Source organism: Pseudomonas sp. Leaf434, from assembly GCF_001425545.1.
In the GTDB taxonomy this organism is placed as follows: Bacteria; Pseudomonadota; Gammaproteobacteria; order Pseudomonadales; family Pseudomonadaceae; genus Aquipseudomonas; species Aquipseudomonas siliginis.
On record NZ_LMQZ01000013.1, the window covers coordinates 54127 to 72941 of the forward strand.

Annotated in this window: 17 protein-coding genes; 3 read left to right on the plus strand and 14 right to left on the minus strand. The window is 59.4% G+C overall.

Annotated features, from left to right (window positions below):
* Positions 1 to 26: 26 nt before the first annotated feature.
* From ASG55_RS25145 to galE, 6 genes are all read right to left on the minus strand, one after another.
* Positions 27 to 2105, minus strand: coding sequence for a YjbH domain-containing protein (locus ASG55_RS25145; protein WP_056791450.1), 2079 nt, complete (start codon positions 2103 to 2105; stop codon positions 27 to 29).
* Positions 2102 to 2863, minus strand: coding sequence for a capsule biosynthesis GfcC family protein (locus tag ASG55_RS25150; protein WP_056791453.1), 762 nt, complete (start codon positions 2861 to 2863; stop codon positions 2102 to 2104). The genes ASG55_RS25145 and ASG55_RS25150 overlap by 4 nt, the downstream gene beginning before the upstream one ends.
* Positions 2860 to 3525: a YjbF family lipoprotein gene (locus ASG55_RS25155; RefSeq protein ID WP_056791455.1), complete on the minus strand. Its 666-nt coding sequence runs from the start codon at positions 3523 to 3525 to the stop codon at positions 2860 to 2862. The genes ASG55_RS25150 and ASG55_RS25155 overlap by 4 nt, the downstream gene beginning before the upstream one ends.
* A 12-nt stretch (positions 3526 to 3537) precedes the next feature.
* Positions 3538 to 4653 carry a polysaccharide biosynthesis/export family protein gene (locus ASG55_RS25160; RefSeq protein ID WP_177180896.1) on the minus strand — a complete coding sequence of 372 codons (1116 nt, stop codon included), beginning with the start codon at positions 4651 to 4653 and terminating at the stop codon, positions 3538 to 3540.
* Positions 4654 to 4744: 91 nt separating this feature from the next.
* The gene (locus ASG55_RS25165) at positions 4745 to 4981 is read right to left on the minus strand and encodes a hypothetical protein (RefSeq protein ID WP_016775457.1); all 237 of its coding nucleotides are present in this window, start codon (positions 4979 to 4981) and stop codon (positions 4745 to 4747) included.
* Between the two features lie 230 nt (positions 4982 to 5211).
* The gene (gene galE / locus ASG55_RS25170) at positions 5212 to 6228 is read right to left on the minus strand and encodes a UDP-glucose 4-epimerase GalE (protein ID WP_016775458.1); all 1017 of its coding nucleotides are present in this window, start codon (positions 6226 to 6228) and stop codon (positions 5212 to 5214) included.
* A gap of 387 nt (positions 6229 to 6615) precedes the next feature.
* Between galE and galU the strand changes: the two genes are divergently transcribed.
* Both galU and ASG55_RS25180 read left to right on the plus strand, forming a co-directional pair.
* Positions 6616 to 7449 (plus strand): UTP--glucose-1-phosphate uridylyltransferase GalU, encoded by an 834-nt coding sequence (gene galU / locus ASG55_RS25175; RefSeq protein WP_056791458.1) that lies wholly within the window; start codon positions 6616 to 6618, stop codon positions 7447 to 7449.
* A 32-nt stretch (positions 7450 to 7481) separates the two neighbouring features.
* Positions 7482 to 7895: a mannose-1-phosphate guanylyltransferase gene (locus tag ASG55_RS25180; RefSeq protein WP_016770593.1), complete on the plus strand. Its 414-nt coding sequence runs from the start codon at positions 7482 to 7484 to the stop codon at positions 7893 to 7895.
* 99 nt (positions 7896 to 7994) lie between these two features.
* Here the strand turns inward: ASG55_RS25180 and ASG55_RS25185 are convergent, their stop codons facing one another.
* The 8 genes from ASG55_RS25185 to ASG55_RS25220 all read right to left on the minus strand — a co-directional run bounded on the left by ASG55_RS25185 (position 7995) and on the right by ASG55_RS25220 (position 17565).
* Complete coding sequence (locus ASG55_RS25185; protein WP_056791461.1) at positions 7995 to 9125, minus strand: SGNH/GDSL hydrolase family protein; 1131 nt, start codon at positions 9123 to 9125, stop codon at positions 7995 to 7997.
* Positions 9126 to 9229: 104 nt separating this feature from the next.
* Positions 9230 to 10276, minus strand: coding sequence for an acyltransferase family protein (locus ASG55_RS25190; protein WP_056791464.1), 1047 nt, complete (start codon positions 10274 to 10276; stop codon positions 9230 to 9232).
* Positions 10277 to 10288: 12 nt separating this feature from the next.
* Positions 10289 to 11392 (minus strand): hypothetical protein, encoded by a 1104-nt coding sequence (locus tag ASG55_RS25195; protein ID WP_056791467.1) that lies wholly within the window; start codon positions 11390 to 11392, stop codon positions 10289 to 10291.
* Entirely contained in the window at positions 11383 to 12615 is a 1233-nt protein-coding gene (locus ASG55_RS25200) for a polysaccharide biosynthesis C-terminal domain-containing protein (RefSeq protein WP_056791469.1), read from the minus strand. The genes ASG55_RS25195 and ASG55_RS25200 overlap by 10 nt, the downstream gene beginning before the upstream one ends.
* Positions 12612 to 13724 (minus strand): polysaccharide pyruvyl transferase family protein, encoded by a 1113-nt coding sequence (locus ASG55_RS25205; protein WP_056791471.1) that lies wholly within the window; start codon positions 13722 to 13724, stop codon positions 12612 to 12614. Before ASG55_RS25205 ends, ASG55_RS25200 begins: the two co-directional genes overlap by 4 nt.
* Positions 13725 to 13739: 15 nt before the next feature.
* The gene (locus ASG55_RS25210; RefSeq protein ID WP_056791473.1) at positions 13740 to 14822 is read right to left on the minus strand and encodes a glycosyltransferase; all 1083 of its coding nucleotides are present in this window, start codon (positions 14820 to 14822) and stop codon (positions 13740 to 13742) included.
* 40 nt (positions 14823 to 14862) lie between these two features.
* Positions 14863 to 17085, minus strand: a complete 2223-nt coding sequence (locus tag ASG55_RS25215) for a polysaccharide biosynthesis tyrosine autokinase (protein ID WP_056791475.1) — start codon at positions 17083 to 17085, stop codon at positions 14863 to 14865.
* Between the two features lie 39 nt (positions 17086 to 17124).
* Positions 17125 to 17565, minus strand: a complete 441-nt coding sequence (locus ASG55_RS25220) for a low molecular weight protein-tyrosine-phosphatase (RefSeq protein WP_041477312.1) — start codon at positions 17563 to 17565, stop codon at positions 17125 to 17127.
* A 289-nt stretch (positions 17566 to 17854) separates the two neighbouring features.
* On the opposite strand from ASG55_RS25220, the gene ASG55_RS25225 reads away from it, so the two are divergent.
* Complete coding sequence (locus tag ASG55_RS25225; RefSeq protein ID WP_056791478.1) at positions 17855 to 18811, plus strand: glycosyl hydrolase family 5; 957 nt, start codon at positions 17855 to 17857, stop codon at positions 18809 to 18811.
* Positions 18812 to 18815 lie beyond the last annotated feature (4 nt).

Below are 18815 nucleotides of genomic sequence, written 5' to 3' on the forward strand. Positions count from 1 at the left end.
GCAGGCTCGCTCCCACAGACCAGCGCCTACTCGGTAATCTTCTCGAAGTTGCGATAGAACATGTCCCCTTCCCGGCTATCCGTCATCGAGTGCAGTTGATAGCTGCGGCTCAGTCTGGCGCCGCCATCTCGGGTCAGTGGCGCCCAGACCAGGTTGGCGCGGCGCATGGTCGACATGCTCATCATTTCGTCGAACGGGATCGACAGGTACAGGCCCTTGTCGAAACTACCTTCGCCATATTCGGCGCTGCTGGCCGTGGTGATGGTTGCCCAGGCACCGACCCGCACACCATTGAAGAACTCACGCGAGATGTCCACGGTCGTGCCCCAATCGCCGGCCAGATAGCGACCGACACTGACCGCCGCCAGCGTGTCGAACGGCAGGTCGGTATAGCCGGTGATATGCCCGGTCACTACCGAGTAATCGCGCAAGGCAAAGCCCTGATCGAAATCACGCTGGCGCACCCAGTTCAGATCCGCACCCAGCGACCAGCGCTCGCCGGTCGGGCGGAACAACACTTCCGCGCCGACGCCGGCAAACATCGATTCCAGATAGCCGCCGTACACCATGCCGTACAGGTCTTTATCCAACTGCTCGGCATGGCTGAGCTGAAACAACGGCATGGTCGTGTTTGAGGTGGTCAGGTACTGGCGCAAATCCGTGCGCACGCGGGGCAATCCGCTCGGCGCGTCGTAGACGAATTTGTCGAAGTTGTTGACCAGGTTGGCGCTGAGCAAACCGCTCCACCAGGTGTTGCGGTTGAAGCGATATTCAGCGTCCGCATCCGCACTGAATTGATAGAGCAAACCATCCGGGCCGCCGACGTTTTGCTTGAAGCCTAGACCCACGCCATAGCTGAAATGCTGCGGCGCTTCGGTGTAGAGGGTTGTCTCGTTGTGCGGCATCGCCGGGTTGATTTCGGTGGTGCGATGCAGCGACTCCAAGGGTTCTTCGTTGTTGATCACTTCACGGAAGGTCTGGCGTGGCAGGCTGGTTTCTTCCAGCGGCAAGTCATAGCGCTTGTTGACCACGGTGAACCAGTCGATGTCGTCGTTGACGCTGTTGTCGAGAATCCGGCTCGCGCGGCCAACGGCTTTGGACGAATGGAAATACCGCTGCTGCTCGCCGTAGACGATCAGTTCGGAATCGCGCTGACTGATGCGCTCGACCTTGTACCCGGCGTTCTGCTGCAAACGCCGCGACACATCGGCCCAGTTGACCTGTTCCATCGAGGTCGTCGGCGCCTTCGCCGGCAGCGGTTCGGGAGTCGGATCGTAAGTCTTGGCCGGCGCTTTGCGGCTGACGAAATTGGTGTGAAACGTCACGCCGAACATCGCCGTATTGCCCCGTTCCCAGGCAGCGCTCAGATCGATCGAATCGGTCACCTTGAACACCGCGCCAAGGTTGATCGGCGAGTCCTGTTTGATCTCGTTGTCCTTCGGCTCGTTCTTGTAGTCGTTGCCTTCGAATTCCAGCTTCAGGCTCAGCCGATCCCACGGCGTCTGGTAGCTCACGCCACCGAACAGAGAAGGCTTGCCACGAAAGTACGAGCCGGAGTTGACGTCGCCGGTGCCTTCCAGCGCCGGTCGCGTATCGAAGCGATTGCTGACGTAGCCCAGCGGGTTGTCGAAGTCGCCGCGATTACCGATGTAGCCCCAGGCGATGCCGGCGCTGAAATCGAAATTGTCGAAGCGCTTGTTGGCGACGAAGAATTCGCTGGAGAACAAACCAGTACCACCGATATCTCGAAAGCCCAGCGCCACTTCCGGCGCCCAGTGGCTTTCCTGCCACAGGCGCACTTTGGCGTCGACCGCCTTGTCCTTGTAGCTTTGGCTGCCGCTGAGGGCCTCCGAGCCGTAGGGCCGGTTGGTGATCGCGGTGTAGCGGAACGAACCTTCGAGCCAGTCCAGCGGTTGCAACGACACGCTGTAGCGGCTGTAGGGATCGGTGCGGTTGGCGTTGACGCTCAGCTCGCCGGCCGGGGCCATGCGCGCCGTCGGCGTCTGCAACAGACCGGCGCCACCGAAGTCATTCTGGGTGATGCGCGGCTCGGCGTGAGCCAGACCGCAGGGCAATAACAACACAGCTGCAAAACGTAACTTCAACGAACCACCTCGGCCAGCTGCGTGGCAATGAATTCGGCCAACTGCTGATTCAATTCAGGAAGAGGCGGATCAAGATCATCATTTTTTATCGGCACCAGAATCCTGCTGCCGGCCACCGGAAACTGCCCGGACTCGCGATTCCAGTGCGCGATGCCGACGCGCCGCGAGACGCCGTTGGGCTGGATCAACCACAGGTAATCGGCCTCGGCATCGTCGAGAATCGAGCAGCCTTCGAGATATTCGCGGGCCTCCTGCAATGGCTGGTACGGCAAGTGACATGGCTCGGTGACCGCGCCCAACACCTGCACTTCATCAACCCGTTTCGGATAGATCAGCTGATCGCCGTCATCCAGACGAATGTTGCGCGCGAAGCCGACTTCCACCGCCACCGGATCGAGGTCAGCGATCTGCCGTCCGGTCACTGGCATTTGTCGGACTTCTTCAGCAACGCGCTGCGCCAGTGCCGCGCGGCTTGGCCGATCAAACAGCGTCGCCATGCGCTGCAGCACCTCGAGATCGAACAACACGCCGACCTTGAGCCGCGTCTGTTCCTCGACCAGCGACTGGCGCAACAAGCCGCCCGCCAGCCAATAGCCTTCGGCATTGGGCACGGCTTCGCTGATCACATCGAACAGGCGTCCACCCGGCGGCAATGCGATCGGCCCGGGATTGGCGACGTCGCCGGACACAGTGACGGCAGCCTGACTCGCCCCTGCGATCAGCAAAAGACCCGCCGCGATTAGGTTTAAGCGCTTCACGGCAGATGCCTGCGGTCAGGCGTCAATTGCACCAGTTTCACGCGCAGTTGCGAGGTCAGTTGTTGCTCGCTCTGCAGAATGAAACCGTCGCGCGGGTCGACCCAGTAACGGTTGGTTGCGCTGAGGCCGATGGCTGGGGCGTCGATCTGTTCATCGATGCGCAGCACCGAGTAAGCCTTGTCGAGAATCTCCAGGGTCTCGGTGGAACGGCGCGAAAAGCGGCTGTTGACGATCACGCCGACTTCCTGGCCCTTGTACAGATCGATCCAGCGCCGTGTGGTGAAACCGTCGGCGACGTGATGCAGACCGTGCTTGAACGGCGAATCATCGGCCAGCCGTGTGCCATCCAGATCACCTTGCAGACCGAGGCCGATGCTGCGCACGGCGAGGCCATCGCGCAGCAGCAACACCTGCTTGCCGGAGGCGACCCAGAATTGCAGGTCTCCGCGCTCGCGCACCAGCGCCAGCACGCCTGAGCCGGATGGCGTGGTCAGTTTCAGTTGCGGGTAGTTGACCCCGGCGACCTCAGCTGCTGTCACATCAACCTCGTCGGGGCCGACGACGGCGGCCTTGAGGTTGTTCAGCGACGCGCTCATCAGAGGATTGCAGCCGCACAGCAACGAGGCCGCCATCAGGCAGACGCCCACTTTCAATAGGTTCACAGTCGGGCGGCCTTATTTGCTGTTGTTGCTGTATTCGCTCCAGTTCTTCGCTGCCGAAGCCCCGGTGCCGACAATCGACGCCGACGGCACCAACTGGCTGATGAAACGGTTCCAGCGAGTGACGTTGGCCGGGCCGACGTAGACCACATCCTGTGGCCGCACCTGGAAGTGCGAAGCCAGCGCCATGGCGGTCGGTGATTCGGCTTCGAGCTGATAGATCTTCGCCGGCTCGACGTCGAGGTTTTCCACCCCGCGAATGACATAGACCGCGTTGCCGTTGGAGCTGGTCTGACTCAGGCCACCGACCGAACCGAGCACGTCGGAAAGATTCATGGTCGCGGTCTTGAAGCTCAGCGCGCGCGGCTGGTTGACCTCGCCCATGACGTAGATGCGCTTGTTGTCGTTGTACGGCAGATACAGCTGATCGCCGCCCTTGAGGTAGACGTTCTGCAGTTCGGAATCCTGCTGATTGAGCGTGTCGAGATTGAGCGGATAGACCCGCCCGTTGCGCGTCAGCAGCAGGCCCGACAAGTCGGCGTTATTGGTGTCGATGCCAGCGGAACCGAGAGCCTCGACCACGCTCAACGGATTGGTCGAAATCGCTTGCGGGCCGGCCTTCGTCACGGCGCCGGTGACCACGACTTTCTGACTGGCGAAGCGCAGCACCGCGACGTCGACCTGCGGCTCGGCGATGAATGCCGACAGGCGTTGTTCGATGTCCGCACGCAGTTGCTGGATGGTCCGGCCGGCGGCCTGGACTTCCTTGATGAACGGGTAATACAGCGTGCCATCGGAGCGCACCAGTCGGCCGTTGGCATCGATCTGTTGTTGCGCGCCGGAGGGGGCGGTGAGCTCCGGGTGATCCCAGACGGTGATGTACAGGACGTCGTTGTTGCCGATGCGATATTCCGCCGGCGTCACCAGCAGCTCCGCCGGCAGTGACTCACGTTTTTGCGTGGCGCGGTTCATGGCGATCAGCTTCGGGGTGATCGGGATCAGCTCGACCCGACTGCTTTCGCTGGCACCCTGGCGGGTGATATCGCTGGTGCTCAGGTACTGGCCGGGGGAAAACATGCAACCTTGCAAAGCGAGACTTGCCAACATTAAAAGATAAACACTACGAGTCATAATGGCACTACGCTATTCAAGGGCGAATCCAAAAAACAAAGTCACCCGACTTGCGTCGGGCGACTCTGTACTGCACTAACAAATGTTCCTGTTAGTTATGCGTGCCGGTTGTACCGGTGGTACCCGTCGTACCGGTGGTACCGCCGTTGGCACTGCCACCGCTGTTGGACGCCGCTACAGCACTGGCAACCATTGCAGTACTGGCCGCGGGCGCTTGCGAAGCCGCCACACTGCCACCTACATTGGTTACCGCTGTCAACGGCGCTTCAGCGGCGGCAGCCCAGTTGCTCAACATCGTCAACAGGGCAACTGCCATCACTTTTTTCATAACAACTCCTTTCTAACATTCGAACTGTTAAAAAACAGATCTGTGTCAGAGCTGGTAGCTTTCAAGTCCGCAAAGAGCGCGAACAAGATCCGTTGTTCTTTCACAGTCCTGTGCAACTGCTAAAGTCGAACGGCAGGTTTATATCTACGGACTTGCAAAAGGCATTGCCAGTGTAATTTCCCGACGTTATCTAACAACCTGACTGAAACTAACATCGGACTAAATGGCCATCATCGCGAATAACCATTGGGATGATTCGACTGCCAGCGCCAAGTGTCGGCAACCATGTCCTGCAAGTTGCGCGTGGCTTTCCAGCCGAGTTCTTTCGCCGCTTTCGAAGCATCGGCAAAACTCTCGGCAATATCACCGGCGCGACGCGGCATCATCCGGTACGGCACCGGCCGCCCGCAGGCCTGTTCGAAGGCATGCAGCACTTGCAGCACGCTGTAGCCATCGCCGGTGCCGAGGTTCCAGGTGTGAATGCCGGTGCGCTCGCTGATCGACTGCAACGCTTTCAAATGCCCGTCCGCCAGATCGACGACATGAATGTAATCGCGCACGCCGGTGCCATCGGCGGTCGGATAATCGTTACCGAAGATCGACAGCTCGCGCAGGCTGCCGACCGCAACCTGGCTGATATACGGCACCAGATTGTTCGGGATGCCGTTGGGGTCTTCGCCCATGTGCCCGCTGGCGTGAGCGCCGATCGGATTGAAATAGCGCAGCAGCGCGATGCTCCAGCGCGGCTCGGCGAGGCTCAGGTCGCGCAGCACGTTCTCGACGATCAGCTTGGATTGGCCGTAGGGATTGGTCGGATTGCCCGTCGGAAAATCCTCGCGAATCGGCATTTCTTCAGGCTCGCCGTACACCGTCGCCGAGGAACTGAACACCAGCCGGAACACCCCCGCCGCTGCCATCGCCTGACACAGGGTGATGCTGCCGCCGACGTTGGTTTCGTAGTATTCGAGCGGCTTGCGCACACTCTCGCCCACGGCTTTCAGCCCGGCGAAATGCAGCACGGCGTCGATCTGATGCTCGCGGAAAATCCGGTCGAGCAGCGGCCGATCGCAGACATCGCCGCGAATCATCCATGCACTTTTGCCGCAAATGGCTTCAACGGCGTGAAGTGCTGCGTCGCTGCTGTTACAAAGATTATCCAGAACGACAACTTCATAACCTGCTTCAAGCAATGCAAGTGTGGTATGCGAGCCGATATAGCCGGCACCACCCGTTACCAGAATCTTCATAGCGTGGTCCGTCATTGAATAAATACCCGGTAGCGTGTCAAGCCATGCCTGGTGGATATGCGGAGCAATTCACACAAACAGGGCGACAACAACCTCAAACAAATTTAGTTCAACCACTGGCAATAATTATTTTTGCCGGTCAAACTGTTTGACGGGTACTTATTAGCACTCCCTGGATACTTATCACTATCGACAGATACCGACTAAAAATAACTTACAACCAAGTAGTCGACATCTCATAACATTAGCGCTTTTTAACAGCACAACTAATTGCCAGCAACAACCTGACTCGGGTATTAAAGTAAGCCTTCAATAATCATTGAAACTTGCCGCCACTTTGTGGCGCGCAACCGTCGCCTGTGTTCCATGACTGTCCAGGATACTTTTATGATTCGTAAATGTTTGTTCCCCGCTGCCGGCTACGGCACGCGTTTCTTGCCGGCGACCAAAGCCATGCCGAAAGAGATGCTGCCGATCGTCAACAAGCCGTTGATCGAATACGCCGTTGAAGAAGCACGGGACGCCGGCCTGCAACACATGGCCATCGTCACCGGCCGGGGCAAGCGCGCGCTGGAAGACCACTTCGACATCAGCTACGAACTCGAGCACCAGATTCGCGGCACCGAGAAAGAGAAATTCCTCGCCGGCACCCGCGAGCTGATCGACACCTGCACCTTCTCCTACACCCGTCAGGTGGAAATGAAAGGCCTTGGGCATGCGATCCTCAGCGGCCGCCCATTGATTGGCGACGAGCCGTTTGCCGTGGTGCTGGCCGACGACCTGTGCCTGAACCTCGAAGGCGACGGTGTGCTGTCGCAGATGATCCAGCTGTACAGGAAATTCCGCTGCTCGATCGTCGCCATCCAGGAAGTCCCCGCCGACCAGACTCACAAGTACGGCGTGATTGCCGGTGAGCTGATTTCCGAGGGCATCTACCGGGTCAACAATATGGTGGAAAAACCGGCGCCGCAGGACGCGCCGTCGAACCTGGCGATCATCGGGCGCTACATCCTCACCCCGGACATCTTCGACCTGATCGCCGACACCCAACCGGGCAAGGGCGGCGAAATCCAGATCACCGACGCACTGATGAAACAGGCGCAAAACGGCTGCGTGCTGGCCTACAAATTCAAAGGCCTGCGCTTCGATTGCGGCGATGCCGAGGGTTACTTGCAGGCGACCAATTTCTGCTACGACAACGTGTACCTCAAAGGCCGCTGAGACGGCTTTTCTCTCCCCACAGGCAGGCAACCATGAACATTGCACAACATTCGACAGAGATTGAACGTGAGGTGGGCAACCTCGGGGTGATGAGCTGGTTGTCGCGCCATCAACCGCTGCCCAGCGCCAACGAAACCTGGCTGGGCACGATTCTGCTGGTGGAGCGGATCGGTGTGTTTCCTGCGTCCGGCGATATCCGCCGGCCGCTGCGTGATCCCTATCCGCTACTCGCGCACCTGAAGGCGTTGTATGGCGAACAGGCGCTGGAAATGGATGACCGCGATGGCCTGAAAGTGATCTTCAGCGACTGGCGCTTTCGCGTGCGCATCTGCTGCAACGACCCGGCGATCATCATTAACGTCGAGACGCGCTGTGATGCGCGGTTGATGCCGCGCAAGCTTGACGAACTGCTGGGGCTCATCGACGCCTTCAAGCACGACGCCTGATCACCCGGGCGTCACGCCGATCCATTGTGGGAGCGAGCCTGCTCGCGAAAGCGGCGGCACAGTCAGCATTGATCGTTCCCACGCTCCGCGTGGGAACGATCATGGTGGCGAGTCGTCGCAACCGGTACTCGTACCAGTTATCCAGCCATAAAAATAATCGGCAATCACCTTCCCGCCCGTGGCCGGCAACGGATGAATCCTGTCCGGGCCGATCATCGCGCTGGCGTAGCGTTTGACGTCGGGGCCGAATGCGCATTGCAGGTTGGCGAAACCGAGCTGCTGCTCACGCGCCCACGGCTCGAGCACCTGCGCGTAGGCCGACATCGGATAAGCGCTGGAGCGCGTGGTGTCCTGACGCATGATCAGGTTGATGCTCGCCGCTGGCTGGATCTCGCGGAGCATGCTCACCAGGCCCTGAACGTTTTGCAGGTACTGCGCAGGTTTGACGCCGAAGCCCTGATCGTTGCCACCGAGCATGATCAGGTACACGTCGGCCGGGATCTTCGATACCACGGCTTTCCACTGCGCCTGCCACTGTCGATCGGCGTGATAGAAATCCGCCGATGCCGCGCCGGAGGCCGCCAGTTTCGACACCCGAATGCCCTTCTCATCATTCGTCATCCAAAGGCCGAACAACGTGGGCGCGCCCTTCACCACTTCCAGTCTGAATGACCAGTCTGCGGCTGATGGAGCGCCCGCTAGCGCGACTTCCTGAACACCTGAGCCTGCGAGTTTCAACGGTTGCCAGTCTTGGGCGGGCGACCAGCGATAGCGCAACTCGTCGGACTCGCCATTGCCCAGATACAACAGTTTCGCCTGAGTGACCGTGGTATCGATGCGCGGCGAAGGGTTGGCATCGACTTGCAACCAGTCGCCCGGCTTGCCGCTGATCGTGCGACTGTCCGGGCTGGCCTGGCCCAGGTCGGAAACCTTCCAGCCGCCGCCGAAGTATTTGTCGCTGCTGCGGGTGTATTTGAAATGCGTGCCGCCCAGCGCCGCGCCGTGGTTGAAACCGACGTAACCGGGGCCGGCAAAACCCACCTCGGCGGCCACTCGCTGCACCAGTTTGTTCAGGTAGAAATCCTGCCCGGCGGTGTAGCTGTCGCCGATCACCGAAACCGCCAGCACCTTGCCGGTCTTGCCGTCGCGCCACTGCGCAAAGCGCTGGCGGGCATCGTCTACCGTGATGGCCGAGGTGGCGACTGGTTGAGGGGCGTCTACTGGCATCATTGAATATTTCCTTTGTCCGGGATGGCCCCTTCGCGAGCAGGCTCGCTCCCACAAAAGACGCAATCCACACAACCTCTGTGGGAGCGAGCCTGCTCGCGAAGCTTTCAGCTGTTCTGCGTCTGCACCACCGGAGCGACAATCACCGGTGCTTTCCTCTTCGCCGCACGCTCGCCAAGGAACAACACCGAAGTGAAATTGAACCGACTGAACACCATCGCCAACAGCACCGGCCCGAGCAATCCACAACTCAGACCACCGAGCACCAGCAAGCTCTCATCCTTCACGCCGAGGCGCCCGAGAACAAACCGCGAGGTCGCCGCGAACAAAACATGAAAAAGGAAAATCGCATAGGAATATCCACCGAGCCAGGTCAGCGCTTTCGAACGCATGTCACTCGACAGCAACGCAATGCAAGACACGCAACCCACCGTCAAACCGATCAGGCTGCGGCGATCGACAATCAGCTCTCGATCAATCGCCGCGACGTACAGCAACGTCAGCGAGATCAGCACAAACAGCAGCGGCCCGATCACTTTGAAACGCTGCTTCAAAACATCGACATTTTCCTGACCGATCATCCCCGCAACAAAAAACGGCAGCAGGTAAATCGCACCGTTGATACCGAACGCATCCAGCGGCAACGGCGGCAGCAGGAACAACACCGCAGCAAACGCAAACAAGCCATACAGCCGCGTTGCTGAACGCAGCAGGCCACGCCATTCCAGCAAGCCGACGAAGATGAAAATGCTGAACACCGCCTGCAGGAACCAGAAGTGGTTGATCGGTACCCAGAACGACAACAACGCGTCGATCACGCCGACGTCCTTGTTCACCCCCGGACCCACCGCTTGCAGCACCGAGAACGGCACGCCGACGCAGAACAGCGGCACGATCAGCCGCCGCACCTTGCCAGCGAAGAAGGCGGAAAAGTCATTGCCGCGAATCTTGTAGATCGAATAGATGTAGCCGGAGATAAACGTGAACAGCGGCATGCGCACGTACACCATCGAGTCGGCGATGACCCGGAACGGCGAGCCGATGTCGATCTTCAAGCCGCCGCCCAGCGGGCCGATGACGTGATAGAGCACCAGCAGCAGGCACGCCAGGCCGCGTAGGGTTTCGATCTCCAGGGATTTTTTCTTGCTCGACATAGAGCACCTGCCTTAAGTGAGAATTCTTGATTCGACCTGCACCGGTTTGTTCGCGCGCAGCATCAAGCCCAGGCCGACGAACAACACCGGCACGACCATCGAGAAGTGTCGGGCGAAGGAGCCGAAGTCCGGCTCGAACAAGCCTTGCACCAACAGAAACGCCAGCGGAATCGCGATCAGTTCCTTGGGTTTGGTCTGGATCGGCGCGCCCTTGTAGTCGGTCGAAGTGATGACTTTGAACAGTAGCAGCGCGGTCATGATCATCAGCGCAACGAAGATCACCTGCCCCGGCCCGGACAGCAGAATCAGCTCAACCGGGAACGACAGGCGGAAGAAAATGATCATCGAATCCAGTGCCTGGGAGACGAAGTCACTGCCGCTAAGCCACGAGACGATCAGTGACTTCGAGCCCTCCTCGCCCGCCGTGCGCAGCTCGTTGTTGCTCGCCCGGATCGATGACACCGGAAAGCCCAGCGCCAGCTGAATGGCCATGGCCACCGCCAGATAAAACAGGAACAGCATCAGAAAGAAGGTGAAGCGCGAGACGTACTTTTTCATCACGCAGACGCCGACCCACGACAGCGAAAACAGAATCCAGTACGGCCGGATCAGCACGCCGTAAATCACCGCTGAAAGAAAAAAACCGCCGCGATATTTGCGCGTCAATGCGCTGAGCAGAATGCTCAACACCGCCACCGACACGATGATTTCCTTGGTCAGGTTCTCGAGGAAAAACGAGCGCACGATGCCCCACAGGCACAGGGTGCCGAAAATGGTCAACGGCATGCGCCGAAACACCACCACCGGAATTGCGGTGAGGAAGAAATTGCAGAACATGCCGTAGGCCCAGGCATTGGTCAGATTGATCCCGGTGGGCCGCAGCAGGAACGCCGAACACTCGTAGGACGAGCGATCCGGCGAGAACGGGTTCCAGAAATTGCAGTTGTCGGCACGCGCATACGACGACCACAAGGTCATCGCATCCGGCCCCGGATCACGCGGCACCAACAGCGGCATCGCCACTGACAGAAACAGTCCGGTGAACAGGATCAGAAAGGAAATCGACGAATCGAATGTGCGCCCGCGAAATTCGATGCGCGGCAGCTTCAGGCCCATGACAGCGCAGCCTTCTTTGCGCCGGTGACACGGGTCAACACTGCAATCACACCAAGTTGCACGACAATGGCGAAGACGTTGCCCCACGCCGCGCCATAGATCGAGTAATGCTTGATCAGCACATAGCTGACCGGCACCGAAATCAGCAGACAGATCGCCGCGCTGGCCAGCGACACCCGGCTGTTTTTCGAAGCAATCAAACCGCCCCAGACGATATCGCCAATCGCCCGCAACGCGAAGGAAAAAATCAGCACCGCGAGAATCGCGTTATCGGGACGCGGCACGCTGGCGGCGACGTAATCGAGCAGCACATTGAAAAACACATAGATCGCCACGGCCACAACGGCGGAGACCGCTAGCGAGCGCATCACCCATTTGTTGACGAACAGTTGCTTGACCGTGAATGCCTGCTGATCGGCCTGGAAACGCTTGGCCAGCACCGGAATGCCGACCACCGCCACCACCGCATACGACAACGCCTGCAAAGTGTTCGCCGCCGACCACGCGTACACATATTTACCGAGGCTGGCGTAGGGCTCTAGGTCGATGATCAGAAAGCGCTCGGCGTACTGACTCAGGGCGATCAGACCGGTGCCGAGATAGAACGGCAACCCGGCCTTCCACACCGTCGCGGTGTCCAGCGTCGCTGCTTCGCGGCCCTTGTGCACGTTCACCACGATCAGGTAACCCGCAATGATCACCAGCACGTTGGCGGCGACCCACAGCCACAACACACTGGCGATGCCCGCGACCCAGCCGAGCACCATGCCGCCCACCGCCAACACCGCCCACAGGCCGGTCTTGATGAAGAACAGCAAGGCGCCGGCGGTGGCTTTCTGCGCAGAAAACACGAAGGAATTGATTTCGAACGACAGGTGCTCGGTGAGCAGCACCAGGGTCACGCACAGGATCAGCGTGGCGGTCGCTTCCACCGACTGGAACAGCGAATAGACCAGCACCGTCAGTACCGACAACAACAGCCCGACCGCCAGATACAGCAGCAGAACCTTGTCGACCACCCGCCGCGAGCTGCCGCCGACGCTGATCAAACGGTTGATCTCGGAACTGAAGCCGACGCTGTAGAACTTCGAAGCGATCAGCGAAGCCGCGACCACCACACCGTAAAAACCCAGCGCCTCGTAACCGAGGTAATGGGTGATGGCCAACACCAGCAAGAACTTCGCGCCCAAGGCTCCGCCGCGAAGCAACAGCCGAAATATCATCGAACGACACCCTTGATGATTTCGTCCATGGCCACGGTTTTCGCCTCGATCTCGCGGCAAGTGTCGGTCAGGCGCTTGCCGAAATCCGCCAAGGCATTGGGCGCGTAAACGGTGTTGATGATGGTGTCGACGTCGATATCGCCGCCGTTGATCACCCAGTCCTCGACGCCCATGTCCTGATAGGCGCCAAAGCCTTTGCGCTCGTAGCTGATGTGATACGCCGGCACGCCGGAGAGCAGCGATTCGATGGCGCCGTGCAGACGCACCGAGATCACCAGGTCCGGTTGGTATTTGGCGATGGTTGCCTTCAGCGACAGCAGATTTTCGTTGATGCCCAGCTCGCGGTAGAACGCGCCGTCATCGTTGCCCCGCACCGCGCTTTGCACGGCGCAGACCACTTTGCTTTTGTTCTTCAGACGCTGCAGCAGCAGTTTCAGATTGGCCACGTAAGCGACCTTCTTCTCTTTGCTCCACTCCGGCGGCTTGCGCAGCACCACGCAAACCGTCGCCGGCGAGGCGGCACAGCGGGTGAATTTCGGTTGCTGAAGAATCTTGCTCGCCAGCGACTGCACCGCCAGATCCGGCGCGCGGTAGACGTTTTCGCAAGCATCGAAAATTGCCGAGGAACGGTTGTCACGCACGAACACCGCATCAGCGCTGGCGTAGTGTTCAACGATCTTGCTGCTCTCACCGTGGAACGGGCCGATGCTCTGCGGCAGGTACACCGACGGCACTTTGCTGAGAATCGCGGTTTCCAGTTGCTTGGCATGGCCGAGCTTCAGCTTGATGTGCTCGAAGGCGCTTTTCGAACGCATGTAACCGCCGCCAACGCCGACGATCAGATCGGTCTTCTTCAGCAGATCGGCGAGCCCGGCGTAGGACTGATTGAGAAACACCGCTTGCTTGACCCGGCCCAGACCTTTGGCCGCCATCACCGGCGCATCGAAACGCGGGTGCGGCAGATAGTTGAACGACTCAGGGTCGGACGCCACGACACTGATCGCGGTGTCGTCACCGAAGTTACGCTGCACCAGAGCAATGGCCAGATCGACGAGCAGACCGTCACCGGAGTTGGACGCACTGTAGCCATGCAAAATCGTTACGTTCATAAGCTTGAGTTCTACTTAATAAGTGGGAGCTTGATACAGGTCGTAGGTCTGGCGGATCATCAACGCGGCGCTGAAGCGTTCGCGGACAATGCTCCGGCCTTCATTGCCGAGGTCGAGCAGGCGCGGCTTCTGGATGATCGTCAACACGTCGGCCAGCGCCTGGTGATCACCGGACGGAAAGACGTAGCCGGATATTTCGTTGGTGACCAGTTCCGGCAGCGAGGTGCAGTTGCTGGCAATCACCGGCAGCCCCATGGCCATGCCTTCCAGCGGCACCATGGCAAAGCCTTCCCAGCGACTCGGCACGATCAGCGCATCGGCTTTCTGATACAGCGCCTGCACTTCACTCGGCGTCACCCAGGGTAGGTACTCGACCGAATCCATCGGCGGGCACTCGACAGAGTCTTCGTTGACTGCACTGCCAACCACCGTCAGTTTGAGGTCGTTGCGATTGACCTTGGCGTAGGCCTTGAGCAGCACATCGAAGCCTTTCTGGTAATCCAGACGCCCGACGAACAGCAGATGAATCGGCTCGGCTCCAGCGCTTTTCGGTGCGTCGTCCTTGTGGTGAATGCCGTTGTAGATCAGCTTCATGCGCTTGCGCTCGATGCCGAAACGCGCGGCTTTATCCAGCTCGTACTGGCTGACGCAGATGATCACGTCGGTGACTTTCTGCAGCACGCGCTCGATCCACGCATAGACCTTCTGCTTGGTCGGCGAGCTTTCCATCAGGAACGAAAACGCATGCGGGCAGTAGACGATTTTCGGCTTGCGCCATGGTCGCAACAGCACGCACACCACACGGCCGATCACCCCGGAAAAGGTGCTGTGCAAATGCACCACGTCGGGTTTTTCCTTGAGCAGCACCTGGCTCAGACGCCAGGCGAAACGCAGCAGCGACGGCACGTTGCGGCCACTGCGTGGAAAGGTGCGCACCTGCTGCGGGGCGATGCCGTGCAGCTCCTTGGCCTGATCCTCGGGTACCAGATAGACCAGTTGATAATTCGCCGCGTCGTCTTCAGGGGATGCCGAAATCGTGCGGATCACCGTCGCCACGCCACCTTTGATCGTCTCTGCCACGTGCAGTATTTTTTTCACAGCTCACCCACTTCAAACAGGAAAGAACAATCGGCAACCATCAGGATTTGTCGGACGCGTATTCGTAGTTGTAATAGCCAGTGCCGCCGTAATAGCTGGCCGCACGCTTCTCGACGCCGTTGAACACCGCGCCTTTCAACTCGATGCCGTTCTGGGCGAAGCGGCGAATGGTCAGTTCGATCTCTTTGGCCGGGTTCACCCCGAAGCGGGTGACGATCAGGCTGATGCCGGCCTCGCGACCGACGATGGCGGCATCGGTCACTGCCAACAGTGGCGGCGTGTCGATGATCACCAGGTCGTAGCGCTCGCTCAGTTGCGCCAGCAGTTCGCGGAAGTTGGCGTGCATCAGCAGCTCGGAAGGATTGGGCGGCACCTGTCCCCGGCTGATGAAGTGCAGGTTGTCGACTTCGACCTTGTTGATCGCCTGTTCGAGGGTGCAGCGCTTGACCAGCAGGTCGGACAGACCGTTGCTGATCGGCGTGTTGAGGGTTTTGTGCAGGTGCCCTTTGCGCATGTCGGCATCGATCAGCACCACGCGCTGGCCGCTCAGGGCCATGACCGCCGCAAGGTTGGACGAGACAAAGGTCTTGCCGACCTGCGGGCTCGGCCCGGAAATCATGATGCGATTGTTGGTCGAATCGAGCCCGGCAAAGTGCAGGCAGGTGCGCAGGCTGCGGATCGATTCGATCGACAGATCGGTCGGATTGCGCAGCGCCAGCAGGTACGCCGGTTTGTCGACGCCATCGCGGGCGCGGCCCTTTTTGTTGTCCTCTTCTTCCTGCAAGGCGCTGTAGGGAATCGACGCATAAACCGGCAGGCCCAACTGCTCGATGCCTTCCGGGCCTTCAAGGCCACGGCTGAGGGATTTGCGCAGCAGCACCAGCGCCACGCCGACAAACGCGCCGAGCAATGTCGCGATCAGCACGATCAGTGGTTTCTTCGGTTTGATCGGATTGGTCAGGTCGACATCGGCGGTGTCGATCAGGCGCACGTTGCCGACGGCCCCGGCGCGGACGATGTCGAGTTCTTGGGATTTGTTCAGCAACTGCGTGTAGATCTGCGAAGCCACCTCGACGTCACGGGTCAGGTTGAGCAATTCCTGCTGGGTGGCCGGCAAGTCCTGGACCTTGCCTTCGAGGGATTTCTGCTGCTGGGTCAATTCGCCGATCTGCGTCATCAAGGCGCGATAGGCCGGGTGCTGTTTGGTGAACTTGCGATCGAGTTCGGCCTGCTGCATTTTCAGCTCGGAAATGCGCGTTTCCAGCGCCACCGACTGGCCCAGCACCGACTGGGTTTCCAGCGAGATGTTTACGGTCTTGCCGTGGGTCTGGTAGGCATTCAAGGCGTCGCTGGCCTTGGCCAGATCACGCTTGACCTGGGGCAACTGGCTTTGCAGGAAGGCCAGGCTCTGCGCGGCTTCCGCCGAAGTGCGCCGTACGTTTTGCTCGACGTAGAGCGAGGCGATCTTGTTGAGGATCTTCACCGCCTCGGCCGCGTCGGAGCTGGCCAGCGCCAGACGAATGATCCCCGACTCCTTGCCTTGTTCGGAGATATCCAGCGCGTCCTGATAGCCCTGAATGGTCACAATCCGAGGATTGCGCACCACCTGAAAGCGCGTGCCGGGGTTGGCCGAAAAGTGCGCGATCTGCCCTTCCACGCCATCGTTGGCAAACGCTTCGCCGGCCACGCCTTCGGCGAGCAGATTGTCGTTTTCATCGAACAGCTGAAAACGCTGCTGCTCGCCGGCGATCAGGGTGAGTTTCTTGCCGAGCAGGTCTTTCGGCAATTGCAGCCGAGTGAATTCCAGACGTTCGCCGCCCCAGGCATAACTGTTCAAACCGAAACGCGGCGGCGCGACGCTGGTCTCGCTGTCACCGCGATAGCGCCGCGAAAGGAAGCCGCCGATCAACGGGAACGTGTTGGGCGTGACGTCGATATCCAGGCGCAGGTCGTCAACGGTTTTGCCGATCACCGCGCGGGATTTGATGATGCCGATTTCGGTCACCGACGGCGATTGCCCGCCGAGCATGCTGTTGAGGTCGGAGAAACCGAGCATGTCGTTCTTTTTCGGTTCGACCTGCACCAGCGCGTTCGCCAGGTACACCGGCGTCGCCAGAACCGCATAGGCGACGCCGGTGACCATGAAGGCACCGGTCAGCGCGCCGATCAGCCACTTCTGGTCGATCAGGCTGCCGAAGATGCCGAGCAGATCAATACTGTCTTGATCATTGTCGCGGGTGCCGATTACGGACGGTAACTGCATAAGTCTGTTCTTACCATTTACTGTTCTGAAGAAGATTCATCAATGCCCGAGACGCTTTGCCCATGAACTAACAGCATCTTCGATCAATGCGTGGGCATGAATAAACGCGGCTTTGCCTTGACGATACGGATCATGTATTTCGCGCTCGCTCTGCCACTTGCCGAGCAGAAACACTTTGCCTCGGGCGTGCGAGGCAATCTTCAGCACTTGATTGACGTGGGTCTTTTCCATGACCAGGATCAGGTCCGAGTCATTGACGATGTCCGAGGTCAGTTGCCGCGCCTTGAAGGCCTCGGCGCAATGCCCGTGCTCTTCGAGAACCTGCCGCGCCGAGGCCTCCACGCCCTCGCCCACGCGGGCGGACAGGCCGGCTGAGGACACGGTGATGGCGGACTGGCCCAGCGCGTTGCGCAGCAGCAGTTCAGCCGTCGGACTTCGGCATATATTGCCCACGCAGACAACGAGGATCTTTTTGAACAAGTCTTGCTTTCCTGTGTAATATCAAACAGCCAACATGTCGCGAAAGTTAATGAACCCTCACGACTTTCCTGCACTCAGAAATAGCTTCGCCCTGTTAGTACAGGAACATTAAGTACCACAGCGTTTTAAGCCGCCCCAACCACAATTAGCGGACTAAAAATAACTGTGATTTTCAGTTGCTGTTTTCCTGACAAAAAATAACATCCGCGCACTTAGTGCCATCACCGTTATCGGAAATTGAGTAACGGGATAAATATTCGTAGTTGTCATTCTCTTCAGGAGAGCAGACATGAAAACAGCACAGCGCAATAAACTCGCCGCCCTCGCCCTGATGGCGCTCGGTGCCACCAGCCAGGTTCACGCCAGTGAGCTGTTCCCCAACCTTCCGGCGAAAACCATCGGCGTGCAGGTGAAAATCCAGAGCTTTACCGCCGCCGATGCCGCGCAGATCAAGGCAGCAGGCTTCAGCTTTGTACGCTTCGGTGTGTGGAGCGACAGCCTCACCGCCAAGACTTATCAGAAACAGGTCAGCGACGCCTTCGCCGCCGCCGCTTCCGCCGGCCTGCCGGTGCTGCTCACGGTGCGCGCGATCAAGGCACTGCCGGCCACGTCGCCGGAGGAGCTGAACGCCGCCGGCGGTAAGTTCGCCAACACCGTAACCGGGCTGGAAAAATCCTGGAGCTCGCAATTGGTGGCGATCGAAATCTGGAACGAGCCGGACCTGGAAACCTATTGGCCGACGCGCAATTTCGATACAACGTTCGTGCCGTTCATGGCCGGCATGTGCAAGGCCTTCGAAGCTCAGCCACAGACGACACCACGGGTCGGTTTCGGCTTCGCCCGGCCGCCCAGCGCGGGCTCGGCGTCGACGGTGGCGCTGAAAAGCATCGTCAGCGATTACCCCAAATGCTTGAACGCCGTGTCCTACCACCCTTACGGCATGACCGCCACGCAGATCAGCAACGCGCAGACCTTCATCCAGCAGAACTTCAATCTGCCGGGGGTCATCAGTGAATGGGGGGTTTCGGCCCTCGCCTCCAACGGTGGTCCTGAGGGGCAAGCGACCAAGATCAACGCGTTTATTACCGACGTTAAACGCCTCAATATTCCGCTGACCTCTATCTATGAATGGCGGAACAGTGATTCCGGCAGCAACGATCGCGAGAAGAACTTCGGCTTTCTCACCTCTGACGGCCAGCCAAAACCGGCGCGGTTGTCCGTGGAAGGTGTGTTGAACGCTGAGTAGGCGT

Excerpts from the sequence above, each read along its gene's own strand:
- ASG55_RS25195 (WP_056791467.1), bottom strand. The coding sequence starts at position 11,392 with ATGGGCCTGAAGCTGCCGCGCATCGAATTTCGCGGGCGCACATTCGAT.
- ASG55_RS25160 (WP_177180896.1), bottom strand. The coding sequence starts at position 4,653 with ATGACTCGTAGTGTTTATCTTTTAATGTTGGCAAGTCTCGCTTTGCAA.
- ASG55_RS25190 (WP_056791464.1), bottom strand. The coding sequence starts at position 10,276 with ATGTCGAGCAAGAAAAAATCCCTGGAGATCGAAACCCTACGCGGCCTG.
- galU (WP_056791458.1), top strand. The coding sequence starts at position 6,616 with ATGATTCGTAAATGTTTGTTCCCCGCTGCCGGCTACGGCACGCGTTTC.
- ASG55_RS25225 (WP_056791478.1), top strand. The coding sequence starts at position 17,855 with ATGAAAACAGCACAGCGCAATAAACTCGCCGCCCTCGCCCTGATGGCG.
- galE (WP_016775458.1), bottom strand. The coding sequence starts at position 6,228 with ATGAAGATTCTGGTAACGGGTGGTGCCGGCTATATCGGCTCGCATACC.
- ASG55_RS25180 (WP_016770593.1), top strand. The coding sequence starts at position 7,482 with ATGAACATTGCACAACATTCGACAGAGATTGAACGTGAGGTGGGCAAC.
- ASG55_RS25205 (WP_056791471.1), bottom strand. The coding sequence starts at position 13,724 with ATGAACGTAACGATTTTGCATGGCTACAGTGCGTCCAACTCCGGTGAC.
- ASG55_RS25185 (WP_056791461.1), bottom strand. The coding sequence starts at position 9,125 with ATGATGCCAGTAGACGCCCCTCAACCAGTCGCCACCTCGGCCATCACG.
- ASG55_RS25165 (WP_016775457.1), bottom strand. The coding sequence starts at position 4,981 with ATGAAAAAAGTGATGGCAGTTGCCCTGTTGACGATGTTGAGCAACTGG.
- ASG55_RS25200 (WP_056791469.1), bottom strand. The coding sequence starts at position 12,615 with ATGATATTTCGGCTGTTGCTTCGCGGCGGAGCCTTGGGCGCGAAGTTC.
- ASG55_RS25215 (WP_056791475.1), bottom strand. The coding sequence starts at position 17,085 with ATGCAGTTACCGTCCGTAATCGGCACCCGCGACAATGATCAAGACAGT.